Consider the following 13030-nt stretch of genomic DNA (forward strand, 5'->3'; position numbering starts at 1 on the left):
AAGTAAGGCAGGAAACATGGCACGCATTTACGACGACGTCACCCAGATCGTGGGCCGCACCCCCCTCGTGAGGCTGAACCGCCTGGCCGAGGGCCTGCCCGCGCAGGTCGCCGTGAAGCTGGAGTTCTACAACCCTGCCAACAGCGTCAAGGACCGCATCGGCGTGGCCATCGTCGACGCCGCGGAAAAGGCCGGCGCGCTCAAGCCCGGCGGCACCATCGTCGAGGGCACCTCGGGCAACACCGGCATCGCCCTGGCCATGGTCGGCGCCGCCCGCGGCTACAAGGTCATCCTGACCATGCCCGAGACCATGTCCACCGAACGCCGCGTCATGCTGCGCGCCTACGGTGCCGAGATTGTGCTGACCCCCGGGTCCGAGGGCATGCGCGGCTCGGTGGAGAAGGCCAAGGAAATCGTCGCCACCACCGACAACGCCATCTGGGCCCAGCAGTTCGCCAACGAGGCCAACCCGGCCATCCACTACGCCACCACCGGCGCCGAAATCTGGGAAGACACCGACGGCGCCGTCGACATCCTGGTCGCGGGCGTCGGCACCGGCGGCACGATCACCGGCGCCGGCCGCTTCCTCAAGGAGAAGAAGCCCGAGCTGCAGATCGTGGCCGTGGAACCGGCCGACTCCCCCATCCTCACCGGCGGCAACCCGGGCCCGCACAAGATCCAGGGCCTGGGCGCGAACTTCGTGCCCGAAGTCCTGGACACCCGCATCTACGACGAAGTGCTGGACGCGCCCACGGACGCGGCCGTCGCCGTCGCCCGCGATCTGGGGATCAAGGAAGGCATCCTCGGCGGCATCTCCTCCGGTGCTTCGGTCTGGGCCGCCCTACAGGTGGCCAAGCGGCCGGAAAACGCAGGTAAGCTGATTGTGGCCGTGGTCCCTGACTTCGGGGAACGCTACATCTCCACGATTCTCTACGACGACATCCGCGGCTAAACCGCCAGGACCGCTGCAGTCCCCTGACTGCCACGGTTTGTTGCTCAATCAGGAAGATCAGCAGGTAGATCACCGTGGGATTCATTGCGCGACTGCGTGAAGACCTCGAGGCCGCCAGGTCCCATGACCCGGCGGCCCGCGGTCAAGTCGAAAACATGCTTGCCTATTCCGGGCTGCACGCGATCTGGGTGCACCGGCTGACGCATAAAATGTGGGCGGATCCCCGGCTCCGGCTGCCGGCCCGCCTGCTCTCGCAGGCGGCCCGCTTCCTGACCGGCATCGAAATCCATCCGGGCGCCACCATCGGCCGCCGGTTCTTCATCGACCACGGCATGGGTGTGGTCATTGGCGAGACCGCCGAGATCGGCGAGGACGTGATGATCTACCACGGGGTCACCCTCGGCGGCCGCTCGCTGGCCAAGGTCAAGCGCCACCCAACCATCGGCGACCGCGTGGTCATCGGGGCAGGCGCCAAGGTGCTCGGCCCCGTGGTGATCGGCGCGGACAGCGCCATCGGCGCCAACGCCGTCGTGGTCAAGGACGCACCGCCGGAGTCCATCATCACCGGTATCCCGGCCACCTTCCGGCACCGGGATCCGCAGCGGGAGACGAAGCCGGCAGTGGATCCGGCCGAGTACATCGACCCGGCGATGTGGATCTGATCCGGACCCGGACCGGCGATTGACCGGTTTTTTGCGGCGGAGGACAATTCACAATGGGGGTGCCTCTTTGAAGGGAGCCTCGAATGTCCTGGCATATCGAAGGTACATACTTCGAAAACTGCAATTGCGACATGGTCTGTCCGTGTACCACTTCGGGCCAGACCGCGCCGGCGGATAACGAACGCTGCCATGTGGCGCTGGCCTTCCATGTAGACACCGGCGACGTCGATGGTGTCGACGTCGCCGGCCTGACGGTCTGCGTGGTGTCCGATGCCCCGGCCGTGATGAGCGAAGGCGGCTGGAAGGTCGGTGTCCTGATGGACGCGTCCGCCACCGCCGAGCAGGCCGACGCGCTCGGCGCGGTTTTTGGCGGCCAGCGCGGTGGTCCGATGGCGGCCCTGGGCCCCCTGATCGGCGAAATGGTCGGCATGGAGTCTGTCCCGATCAACTATTCCGACGACGGACACCGTCACGAGGTCCGGATCGGCGACGCGGTGAACATGGTGGTCGAGGACTTTGTCTCGCCGCTGGACCATACCGGGCAAGGCGTGAAGGTCAGCGGCGTCGGCTTCCCAGCCGACACGCTGGCAGCCGGCACGGCCACCTCATCGCGTATCGACGTGTTCGGGATGACCTGGGACAATGCCGGCAAGAACTCCTTCTCGGCCCCCTTCGCCTGGTCCGCCTAGGGTGGCCCGCGCCTGGCTGGCCACACGTCCGCATCCGGGCTGGCTGGCCCTGATTGCCGCCGCGCTGCTGGCTTGGTTCCTCACGGTGCAGCTGGCCGCCGGGATGCCGCCCGGGCCGGGCGCCATGGGGCTGGGGTTGGCCGGCTTCCTCGCCGGATGGGCGCTGATGATGACCGCGATGATGCTGCCGTCGCTGGCGCCGCTGCTGTCCGCCTACCTGCGGTCCATTCGCGCCGAACACAGCAGCTGGGTCCGGGCGGGCCGGACCGCCGCGCTGGTAGCCGGGTACCTGCTTACCTGGACCGGCTTCGGCGTCCTGGCTTACGCCGCGGCCCTGTTCGCAGGCCGGCTGGCCACCGAGGCCCCGGTGGCAGCGGCGTGGGTTGGCGCCGGGCTGCTGGTGGCCGCCGGGATCTACCAGCTGACGCCGCTGAAGAACTTCTGCCTCCGGCACTGCCGTTCGCCGGTGGCGTTCCTGTTGCATGTGTCCGGCTACCAGGGGCGGTTCCGGGACGTGCGGGTGGGCGTGTACCACGGGCTGTACTGCGTGGGATGCTGCTGGGGGCTGATGCTGGTGCTGATCACCGTCGGCGTGATGAACCTGGCGTGGATGGCCGTCATCGCGGCCGCCGTCCTGCTGGAAAAGACCTGGCAGCACGGGATCGTCTTCAGCCGGGTCGCCGGTGCGGCGCTGATTGTCTTCGCCTGCTTCGTGCCGGCCAACCCCTGGCTGCTGCCCGGGCTGTATATAGCCCCGGAGATGATGATGTAGTGGTCCGCGGCTACGCTTCCGGCGCCGTGCGGCGGCGGCCCTGGCGCATCCGGAGGATCCGCCAGACGGCCAGTGCGGCCAGGGTAATGACGACGACGGCGGCAGTGACACCGGTTCCGACCACCCGGGCAACGGCTTCATAGGAGTTCCCGGCCAGGTAGCCCAGGAGCACGAAGCAGACACCCCAGACCAGTCCCCCGGCCGCATTGAAGACCAGGAACCGCGGGTAGTGCATCCGGGACGTGCCGGCCAAGGTGGGCATGAGCGCGCGGAAGAACGCGAGGAACCGGCCGAAGAAAACGGCGTAGCCTCCGTGCCGGTGCAGGAAATCCTGCGCGTTCCGCAGCTTGGCCCGGCGTCTGTCCAGGACCTTGCTGTTGACGATTCTGGGCCCGAAACGCTTGCCGAGCCCATACCCCACCGCATCCCCGACAATCGCGGCCAGGACAACCAGGGCCATCATCGCCCACAGGTCCACATGCCCCCGGCTGGCCAGCACGCCGCCGAGCACCGCCGCGGTCTCACCGGGAATCACGAAGCCGACGAACAAGGCGTCCTCGGCGAAAACCAGCAGGCCCACGATGGCCAGGGCCAGGAAGGGGTTGAGACCCAGGATGCCGCTGAGGAAGCCGCTCACGGGACATTGCCTCCTCGCGGTCTGCCGGACCCCCTGGAGTCAATGATGCCCCTGCCCGGACGGCAGGTGAACGGCCATCTTGCGGCATGCCTGCTGCGGGCCCCGGGATACCGGGACCCGCAGCAGCGCGGATCAGTGGGTGTCGACGGCCTCGACCTCGGACTTATCCCCGCTCCAGAGCGTGTGGAAGGTCCCCTCGCCGTCGACCCGCTGGTAGGTATGGGCGCCGAACAGGTCCCGCAGGCCCTGGGTCAGCGCGGCCGGCAGGCGCTTGCGGCGCAGCCCGTCATAGTAGGCCAGCGAGCTGGAGAAGACCGGCACCGGGATGCCCAGCTGTACGGCGGTGGCCACCACACGCCGCCAGGCCGGGACCGCCGCTGCAATGGCCTCGGCGAAGGCCGGGGCGAACAGCAGGTTGGCCGGCTGCTGGCCGCCGGCGTAAGCCTTCATGATGTCGTCCAGCAGCTCGGCGCGGATGATGCAGCCGGCGCGCCAGAGCGAGGCGATCTCGTCCAGCTTCAGGTCCCAGCCGTATTCCTTGGCGGCGGAGCCGAGCATGTCCAGGCCCTGGGCATAGGACACCAGCTTGGAGGCGAACAGCGCCTGCCGGACATCCTCGATGAAGCCCTCGGGTACCTCGGGCTGCTGCTCGTGACCGGTCAGCACGTCCTGGGCGATGGCGCGCTGGTCCCGCTGCGAGGACAGGCCGCGGGCGAAGACGGACTCGGCGATGCCCGACACCGGGGAACCCAGCTCCAGCGCGGAAACGACCGTCCAGCGGCCGGTGCCCTTCTGCCCGGCGGAATCCACCACGACGTCGACAAACGGCTTGCCGGTCTTCGCGTCCGTGTGGGCCAGGACTTCGGCGGTGATCTCGATCAGGAACGAGGACAGCTGGCCCTTGTTCCATTCGGCGAAGATCTCCGCCTGCTCGGCCGGCTCGATGCCCGCCCCGGCGCGCAGCAGGTCATAGGCCTCGCCGATGACCTGCATGTCGGCATATTCGATGCCGTTGTGCACCATCTTCACAAAGTGCCCCGCGCCGTCGGTGCCCACCCAGCGGCAGCAGGGTTCGCCGTCGTACTTCGCGGCGATCTTCTCCAGCATCGGACCGAGCGAGTCATAGGACTGGCGGGAGCCGCCGGGCATGATGGACGGGCCCAGCAGGGCGCCCTCCTCGCCGCCGGAGACGCCGATGCCCACGAAGTGCAGGCCCTTCCCGGCCAGCGCGGCCTCGCGGCGGCGGGTGTCCTCGTAGTGGGAGTTGCCGGCGTCGATGACGATGTCGCCCTCCTCCAGCAGCGGCACCAGTTGGTCGATGACGGAATCCACCGGTTTGCCGGCCTTGACCATGATCAGCACCCGGCGCGGCTTCTCCAGCGCGTCGACGAGCTCAGTCAGGGTCTCGGTCCGGACGAAGCTGCCCTCGTCGCCGTGGGCAGCGAGCAGGGCGTCCGTCTTGGCGACCGAACGGTTGTGCAGGGCCACCGTGTAGCCGTTGCGGGCGAAATTGCGGGCCAGGTTGGCACCCATCACGGCCAGTCCGGTCACACCGATTTGTGCGCTCATTGATTCTCCATTGCTCGTACTCGGCCCCGGCAGGATCCGGGGCACGGCCCGCGGAAGGCCGACGTCGTCTGTCCCAGCCTAGCCGCGCGGGCGGCAGGCCGCGAAGGCGTTGCCGAACGTTGCATCGAAGCGCGGCAGGCCGGTGCCGGTTAAACGCCAAGAGCCCCGTTGCCGGGGCTCTTGTGCGGTGGGTCCTACCGGGATCGAACCGATGACATCCACGGTGTAAACGTGGCGCTCTACCAGCTGAGCTAAAGACCCATCGCAATGTTTTCGGCGGGACCGCGGAGCGTTATCCGCCGCAACATCACGAGGTTCCACTCTACCGGATGGCAGTTGCGAAATCCTAACTGGCAGGTGCCGGCAGGGCGCCCGCAAGGAAGGTGAGGGATCCGGACACCCCGGTGTCGATCTTGACCGTGGCCAGTTCGTCGCCGCGGGTGGTGCCACGGTTGATGATCACCACCGGCGTGCCGTGTTTGGCCGCGTGCCGGACGAAGCGCAGCCCGCTCATCACGGTCAGCGAGGTGCCCGCCACCAGCAGGGCGCCGGCCCGGTCCACCAGGGCGTAGGCGGCCTCGACCCGGTCTTTGGGCACGCTCTCGCCGAAGTAGACGAAGTGCGGCTTGAGCATCCCGCCGCAGGCCTGGCAGTCCGCCACGACGAAACTGTCGGTGGCTCCGACATCGGCGTCGGCATCCGGGGCGACGTCGGCGGCGTCGGCCGGCCCGGTCTCGAAGCCGGGGTTGAGCGCCTCCAGCCGCTCGGCCAGGGCAAAGCGGCTGATGATCCTGCGGCAGTCCAGGCAGATGACCTCGTCGAAGCGGCCGTGCAGGTCGATGACCTGCCTGCTGCCGGCCGCCGAGTGCAGCCGGTCCACGTTCTGGGTAATCAGCCCGGTCAGCAGGCCGCGGCGTTCCATCGCGGCGATGGCGAAGTGCCCGGCATTGGGCGCCGCCCGGTGCATGTGGCGCCAGCCCACATGGTTGCGGGCCCAGTAGCGTCGGCGCAGCACCGGGTCCGACACGAACTGCTGGTACGTCATGGGGCTGCGGGGCACCGAGGTGGGCCCCCGATAGTCCGGGATGCCCGAGTCCGTGCTGAGCCCGGCGCCGGTCAGCACGGCCAGCCGGCTGCCGGCCAGGAGCCCGAGCGCCTGCGCCAGCAGGTCCGAGGTCCTGCTGGCCGCCGTCTCGTGCCCCGGCAGGCTGTGCGGCATCGGCGCTCCGGTCCTAGAGTTCCTTCAGGACGCGGTGGTACTCCTGGATGTCCCGGGCCTGGGCGCGCGGACTCTGGATCACGTGGCGGAGGATGCCTTCGGCGTCGATGATAAAGGTTCCGCGCCCGGCCATGCCGGAGGCGTCGTCGAACACGCCATAGGTCTGCGCCACGGCGCCGTGCGGCCAGAAATCGGCCAGGAGATCGAACTCGTAGCCTTCCTGCTCGGCGAAGGCACGCAACGCGAACTTGTGGTCCACCGAGACGGCCAGGACGCGGGCGTCTTCGCTGCGGAAAGTGCCGAGGTCGTCGCTCAGGGCACACAGTTCACCGGTACAGACACCGGAGAAGGCGAAGGGATAGAACACCACGACGACGTTCCCGCCGCGCAGGTCGGACAGCCGGACTGGCTCGCCGAACTGGTTAGAGAGTTCGAAATCGGGCGCGGGACGGCCTACTTCGGGAAGTGTCATGGGCTACTTGTTCCTTTTGCTGACCAGGCGGGTAGCGGCCCAGTCGTTGGAGACGCCGGCGGACGAGGTGGCATGCAGCCCCGCCGTCGGGGCCGCAACCTGGATCTCGTTCGGCGGGACATAGCCGTCCCGCCCGGACTTGGGCGTCAGTGCCCAGACCACCCCGCCGTCGGCAAGGGTGGTCAAGGCATCGACCAGCGCATCGACCAGGTCGCCGTCGCCGTCGCGCCACCACAAAATCACGCCGTCGACCACGTCATGATCGTCCTCGGTGAGCAGCTCAGCGCCAACGAAGTCCTCGATGTCGGCCCGCAGATCGAAGTCCACGTCCTCGTCGTAGCCCAACTCCTGGATCAGGTCTCCCTCTTTGAAACCCAACTTGCCTGCCACGTTATCCACTGCGGCGGCCTCGGCCTCGCCCACTGTGCTCCTCCTGTATGGAACGGTCTTTAGTGCAATTTATCTGCTGTCGTCCATCGCGGACAACATTGATAGGTACCAGCCAACACCCTGAGAGCCGTCTGCATCAAGGTGCAGGCCCGCAGCGGACGCAGTCAGCAGCGTCCGCTTCATCTAGATACGCTCCGGCTTGCGCAGCGGATAGAGTGGCAGAAGGAATGTCCGCGCACCTGGACCCGGTTGCGGCGGCATTGTCCACGCGACGGCCCGGCACACGGGTGCGGACGCACCCGGCGGTACATCCCGCCGGGACGGTTGACCATATTAAGCGCAGACACAATCTGCACGTAGGAGAGGTTGGACGTGAGCGCAGGAGAAGACACCTCGCACATCCGAAGCGGGCTGACAAGCCAGCTGCCGGACCGCGATCCAGAAGAAACCGCCGAATGGATCGAGTCCTTCGACGATTTGGTGGAAACCCGCGGAACCGAGCGGGCCCAGTACATCGTGCGCTCGCTCCTGCAGCGCGCCGGTGCCAAGAGCGTGGGTGTGCCAATGGTGACCACCACGGACTATGTCAACACCATTCCGGCCGACCAGGAGCCGGAATTCCCCGGCGACGAGGAGACCGAGCGCCGGTACCGGGCGTGGATGCGCTGGAATGCCGCCATGCTGGTGCACCGGGCACAGCGGCCCGACATCGGCGTCGGCGGGCACATTTCCACCTATGCCGGGGCGGCGACCCTCTATGAGGTCGGCTTCAACCATTTCTTCCGCGGCAAGGACCACCCCGGCGGCGGAGACCAGGTCTTCTTCCAGGGCCATGCCTCGCCCGGCATGTACGCCCGGGCATTCATGGAGGGCCGGCTGTCCGAGGAAGACCTGGACGGGTTCCGGCAGGAGAAGTCCCGCGAGGGCCATGCCCTGCCGTCCTACCCGCACCCGCGGAACATGCCCGATTTCTGGGAGTTCCCCACCGTGTCGATGGGCATCGGTCCGGCCAACGCGATCTACCAGGCCCAGCTGAACCGCTACCTGCACAACCGCGGGATCAAGGACACCTCCCAGCAGCACGTCTGGGCGTTCCTAGGCGACGGCGAGATGGACGAGCCGGATTCGCGCGGCTTCCTGCAGCTGGCGACGAACGAGAAGCTGGACAACCTGACCTTCGTGATCAACTGCAACCTGCAGCGCCTGGACGGCCCGGTGCGCGGCAACGGCAAGATCATGCAGGAGCTGGAGGCCTTCTTCCGCGGCGCCGGCTGGAACGTGATCAAGGTAGTCTGGGGCCGCGAGTGGGATGCCCTGCTGGCCCGGGACGACGACAGCGAACTGGTCCGGATCATGAACGAGACCCCGGACGGGGACTACCAGACCTACAAGGCGGAGTCCGGCGGCTTCGTGCGCGAGCACTTCTTCGGCAAGAGCCCGAAGACCAAGGACATGGTCGCCAACATGAGCGACCAGGAGATCTGGAACCTCAAGCGCGGCGGCCACGACTACAACAAGGTCTATGCCGCCTACAAGGCCGCCATGGAGTTCGAGGGCAAGCCGACGGTGATCCTGGCCCAGACGGTCAAGGGCTACGGCCTGGGCACGCACTTCGAGGGCCGCAACGCGACCCACCAGATGAAGAAGCTGACCCTGCAGGACCTGAAGGACTTCCGCGACCACCTGCGCATCCCGATCAGCGACGAGCAGCTGGAGGCCGACCCGTACCGGCCGCCGTACTACCACCCGGGCCCGGACGCGCCGGAGATCAAGTACATGATGGAGCGCCGCGCCGCCCTGGGCGGATCCGTGCCGGAACGGCGCACCAAGCACACCGCGCTGCACCTGCCCGAGGAGAAGGCCTACGAGGTGGCCAAGCGCGGTTCCGGCAAGCAGCAGGCGGCCACCACGATGGCGTTCGTGCGCCTGCTCAAGGACCTGATGCGGGACAAGGAATTCGGTGCCCGCGTGGTCCCGATCATCCCGGATGAGGCCCGGACCTTCGGCATGGACTCGTTCTTCCCGACGGCGAAGATCTACAACCCCAAGGGCCAGAACTACCTGTCCGTGGACCGCGACCTGGTGCTGGCCTACAAGGAGTCGCCGCAGGGCCAGATCCTGCACACCGGCATCAACGAGGCCGGCTCCACGGCAGCGTTCACTGCCGCCGGCACCTCGTATGCCACCCAGGGCGAGCCGCTGGTACCGATCTACATCTTCTACTCGATGTTCGGCTTCCAGCGCACCGGCGACTTCTTCTGGGCGGCAGCGGACCAGATGGCCCGCGGCTTCGTCATCGGCGCCACGGCCGGCCGGACCACGCTGACCGGCGAGGGCCTGCAGCACGCGGACGGACATTCCCCGCTGCTGGCCTCCACCAACCCGGCCGTGGTCACCTACGACCCGGCCTACGGCTACGAGATCGGGCACATCATGCGTGCCGGCCTGGAGCGCATGTACGGCGGAGCCCATCCGGATCCCAATGTCATGTACTACCTGACCGTGTACAACGAGCCGATCGTGCAGCCGGCCGAACCGGAGGAACTGGACGTCGAGGGCGTAGTCAAGGGCATCTACCTGCTCGCCCCGGCCAAGGTGGACGGACCGCGGACCCAGCTGCTGGCCTCCGGCGTCGCCGTGCCGTGGGCTTTGGAGGCCCAGCAGATCCTCGCCGAGGAGTGGGGCGTCTCGGCCGATGTCTGGTCCGTGACCAGCTGGACCGAGCTGCGCCGCGACGGCCTGGCCGCCGAGGAAGAGTCCTTCCTGCACCCCGGTGCCGAGGCCCGCAAGCCGTTCGTCACCCGGCAGCTCGAGGGTGCCGCCGGCCCGATCGTCGCGGTCAGCGACTACATGAAGGCCGTGCCGGACCAGATCCGCCAGTTCGTGCCCAACGAATTCGCCACCCTGGGCGCCGACGGCTTCGGCTTCTCGGACACCCGGGCCGCGGCCCGCCGGTACTTCAAGATCGACAGCCACTCGATCGTGGTCCGGGCGCTGCAGCTGCTGGCCCGCCGCGGCGAGGTGGACCAGAACGCACCGAAGGAGGCGTTCGAGCGCTACAAGCTCAACGACGTCAATGCCGGTACCTCCGGCAACGCCGGCGGCGAGTCCTGAGCCACCGGTAGAAGGCCGCCCGAGGCGGCAGGCTGACGACGGCGGGTTCCCGGCAACGGGGGCCCGCCGTCGTCGTCCCTTCCCCCCGGCCAGGAACATCGAGGGGGACTTTAATGCGGGGAGGCGGCCGGCCGCTGCTTCTCCCTTTGCGGGTCGCTTTAGTAGGATCCGCACAAATCCCGGACGCTGCGCGCGTATGCTCAATGCATGCCCCAGCCCCGCACCGCCGACTCCACCACCTCTCCGCGTTCCCCGCGTGTCCGTCCCCGGGGCGCCGGCGGCGGACAGCAGCGCGACCCCGAACAGCTCGAGCGGCTGCGCTCCAAGATTGGCGCGTTGTCCACGGCCACGCTGAAGCGGCTGGAGTCGGATCTGCCCTGGTACCGCAGCCTGCGCCCGGACGAGCGGGCCGCACTGGGCCTGGTCGCCCAAAAGGGCATCGCTTCCTTCGTGACCTGGTACGAACGCCCCACGTCCCCGGCCTGGGTGATGAATGACGTGTTCGGCACCGCCCCGACCGAGCTGACCCGATCGATCAGCCTCCAGCGCGCGCTGCAGCTGATCCGCGTCGTCGTCGAAGCGGTCGAGGACCAGGTCCCGGACCTGGCCGGCGGGGCCGGCGAGGTCCCGCTGCGCGAGGCCGTGCTGCGCTACTCGCGCGAAGTCGCCTTCGCCGCCGCCGACGTCTACGCGCGGGCCGCGGAGACCCGCGGAGCCTGGGACACCCGGCTGGAGGCCTTGGTGGTGGACGCCATCCTGCGCGGCGAAAGCTCCGATGCCCTGCGCTCGCGCATCGCCGCGGTGGGCTGGAAGTCCGATGGCCGGATCACCGTGATGGTGGGCAGCTCGCCTGCCGAACCCAGCCCGTCGTTCGTCAACGAGCTGCGCCGGGCCAGCGCCCGCTTTGCCGATGACACGCTCGTGGGCATCCAGGGCGACCGCCTGATCCTGGTGCTTGGCGGCATGGCCAACAACGGAAGCGACCTGGATTCGGCCTTCACCCGGCTGAGCGAGCTTTTCGGCCCCGGCCCCGTGGTCTACGGGCCGGAGGCGGCCTCGCTGATCGACGCCAGCGCCTCGGCCCAGGCTGCCTTTGCCGGGTTGAATGCCGCTCCGGCCTGGCCGGGGGCTCCGCGCCCGGCAGCGGCCAACGACCTCTGGCCCGAACGGGTGATTTCCGGTGACGACGCCGCCCGGCGCGACCTGTACAAGTACATCTACGTACCGCTGGTCAATGCCGGAAACGGACTGGTGGAAACCCTCTCCAGCTACCTGTCGCTGGGACATTCACTCGAAGCCACCGCCCGCGAACTGTTCGTCCACGCCAACACCGTGCGCTACCGGCTGCGCCGGGTCTGCGACGTCACCGGCTGGGATCCGCTGCTGCCGCGCGAAGCGTTTGTCCTGCAAACAGCCCTTGCGGTGGGGCGCCTGACGGTCGCCGCACGGCCCGCCCAGGACCGCGGGCTTACTCGGTAGTAGGGCACCGGCGTTGTAGACTTCCTACAAAGCGTCCGGGCGAGCTTCGTTCGCCCAACCACCCTAAGAACCGCAACCTCTTTGGAAAGCTGGATACGTGCTTGCAATCGTCTGCCCCGGCCAGGGCTCCCAAACGCCAGGATTCCTCAGCCCGTGGCTGGAAGTACCGGGCGTCGCCGAACATCTCGCCGAACTAAGCAGCATTGCCGGCCTGGACCTGGCCGCCCACGGCACGGTCTCGGATGAGGCGACCATCAAGGACACCGCCGTGGCCCAGCCACTGATTGTGGCCGCCGGCCTGGTGGCGGCCCGGGCGCTGACCGGAGCTCAGCCGCTGGACCTGTCTGCCGTCGTCGCCGGCCATTCGGTAGGCGAGATCACGGCGTCGGCCATCGCCGGCGCACTCAGCGAAGCGGACGCGATCACCTTCGTGCGCGAACGCGCCAATGCCATGGCCCGGGCCGCGGCCCGGACCGAAACCGGCATGAGCGCCGTCCTCGGCGGCGATCCGGAGGAGGTCCTGGCCGCCATTGCCCAGGCCGGGCTGACAACGGCCAATGCCAACGGCGGCGGCCAAATGGTGGCGGCGGGAACCCTGCCGCAGCTGCAGGCCCTGGCCGAAAACCCGCCGGCCAAGGCCCGCGTCATCCCGCTCAAGGTGGCCGGCGCCTTCCACACCCTGCATATGGAACCCGCCATCGAAGCGCTGGAGGCACTGCGTCCGCAGCTGTCCCCGGTGTCCCCGGTGCTGACCCTGCTGTCGAACTACGACGGCCAACCGGTGCCCGGCGGCGAGGAAAACCTGGACAGCCTCATCGCCCAGGTTTCCCGGCCGGTACGCTGGGACCTGTGCATGGAACAAATGCTCTCCGTGGGCGTTACCGGAATGCTGGAGCTGCCGCCGGCGGGAACGCTGACCGGACTGGCCAAGCGAGGCATGAAGGGCGTCGCCACGATGGCCCTGAAGACCCCGGATGACCTGGACGCCGCCCGGGCGTTCGTCGCCGAACACATCGGCAACATCCCGGCCGCTGCAAGCTCTGCAATCGAAACTGGAGAAACGAACTAGTGACTA

12 protein-coding genes and 1 tRNA gene are annotated in these 13030 nt (G+C 68.1%); 7 read left to right on the forward strand and 6 right to left on the reverse strand.

What is annotated here, in order from left to right:
- The first annotated feature begins 16 nt into the window (after nt 1–16).
- From cysK to LVY72_RS10240, 4 genes are all read left to right on the forward strand, one after another.
- A complete protein-coding gene (gene cysK / locus LVY72_RS10225; RefSeq protein WP_237820470.1) occupies nt 17–952 on the forward strand; it encodes a cysteine synthase A in 936 nt (311 codons plus the stop codon).
- 74 nt (nt 953–1026) lie between these two features.
- Complete coding sequence (epsC, locus tag LVY72_RS10230; protein ID WP_237820472.1) at nt 1027–1614, forward strand: serine O-acetyltransferase EpsC; 588 nt, start codon at nt 1027–1029, stop codon at nt 1612–1614.
- Nucleotides 1615–1697: 83 nt separating this feature from the next.
- Nucleotides 1698–2303 carry a DUF1326 domain-containing protein gene (locus tag LVY72_RS10235; RefSeq protein ID WP_269092388.1) on the forward strand — a complete coding sequence of 202 codons (606 nt, stop codon included), beginning with the start codon at nt 1698–1700 and terminating at the stop codon, nt 2301–2303.
- Between the two features lies 1 nt (nt 2304).
- Nucleotides 2305–3075 carry a DUF2182 domain-containing protein gene (locus LVY72_RS10240; protein WP_237820476.1) on the forward strand — a complete coding sequence of 257 codons (771 nt, stop codon included), beginning with the start codon at nt 2305–2307 and terminating at the stop codon, nt 3073–3075.
- 10 nt (nt 3076–3085) lie between these two features.
- Here the strand turns inward: LVY72_RS10240 and LVY72_RS10245 are convergent, their stop codons facing one another.
- The 6 genes from LVY72_RS10245 to LVY72_RS10270 all read right to left on the reverse strand — a co-directional run bounded on the left by LVY72_RS10245 (nt 3086) and on the right by LVY72_RS10270 (nt 7395).
- On the reverse strand, nt 3086–3712 hold the full coding sequence (locus tag LVY72_RS10245) for a DedA family protein (protein WP_237820478.1): 627 nt from the start codon (nt 3710–3712) through the stop codon (nt 3086–3088).
- Between the two features lie 132 nt (nt 3713–3844).
- A complete protein-coding gene (gnd, locus tag LVY72_RS10250; protein ID WP_237820480.1) occupies nt 3845–5281 on the reverse strand; it encodes an NADP-dependent phosphogluconate dehydrogenase in 1437 nt (478 codons plus the stop codon).
- Between the two features lie 188 nt (nt 5282–5469).
- A tRNA-Val gene (locus tag LVY72_RS10255) sits at nt 5470–5542 on the reverse strand.
- Between the two features lie 85 nt (nt 5543–5627).
- Nucleotides 5628–6500: an NAD-dependent protein deacetylase gene (locus LVY72_RS10260; RefSeq protein ID WP_237820482.1), complete on the reverse strand. Its 873-nt coding sequence runs from the start codon at nt 6498–6500 to the stop codon at nt 5628–5630.
- Nucleotides 6501–6513: 13 nt separating this feature from the next.
- Entirely contained in the window at nt 6514–6972 is a 459-nt protein-coding gene (locus LVY72_RS10265; protein WP_237820484.1) for a peroxiredoxin, read from the reverse strand.
- A gap of 3 nt (nt 6973–6975) precedes the next feature.
- Nucleotides 6976–7395 carry a DUF3052 domain-containing protein gene (locus LVY72_RS10270; protein ID WP_237820486.1) on the reverse strand — a complete coding sequence of 140 codons (420 nt, stop codon included), beginning with the start codon at nt 7393–7395 and terminating at the stop codon, nt 6976–6978.
- Between the two features lie 339 nt (nt 7396–7734).
- Between LVY72_RS10270 and aceE the strand changes: the two genes are divergently transcribed.
- The 3 genes from aceE to LVY72_RS10285 all read left to right on the forward strand — a co-directional run bounded on the left by aceE (nt 7735) and on the right by LVY72_RS10285 (nt 13024).
- Nucleotides 7735–10476: a pyruvate dehydrogenase (acetyl-transferring), homodimeric type gene (gene aceE / locus LVY72_RS10275; protein WP_237820488.1), complete on the forward strand. Its 2742-nt coding sequence runs from the start codon at nt 7735–7737 to the stop codon at nt 10474–10476.
- Nucleotides 10477–10683: 207 nt separating this feature from the next.
- Nucleotides 10684–11955 carry a PucR family transcriptional regulator gene (locus LVY72_RS10280; RefSeq protein WP_237820491.1) on the forward strand — a complete coding sequence of 424 codons (1272 nt, stop codon included), beginning with the start codon at nt 10684–10686 and terminating at the stop codon, nt 11953–11955.
- Nucleotides 11956–12052: 97 nt separating this feature from the next.
- Nucleotides 12053–13024, forward strand: a complete 972-nt coding sequence (locus LVY72_RS10285; RefSeq protein WP_237820493.1) for an ACP S-malonyltransferase — start codon at nt 12053–12055, stop codon at nt 13022–13024.
- The last annotated feature ends 6 nt before the right edge of the window (nt 13025–13030 follow it).

This window comes from Arthrobacter hankyongi, assembly GCF_022012395.1.
GTDB lineage: Bacteria > Actinomycetota > Actinomycetes > Actinomycetales > Micrococcaceae > Crystallibacter > Crystallibacter hankyongi.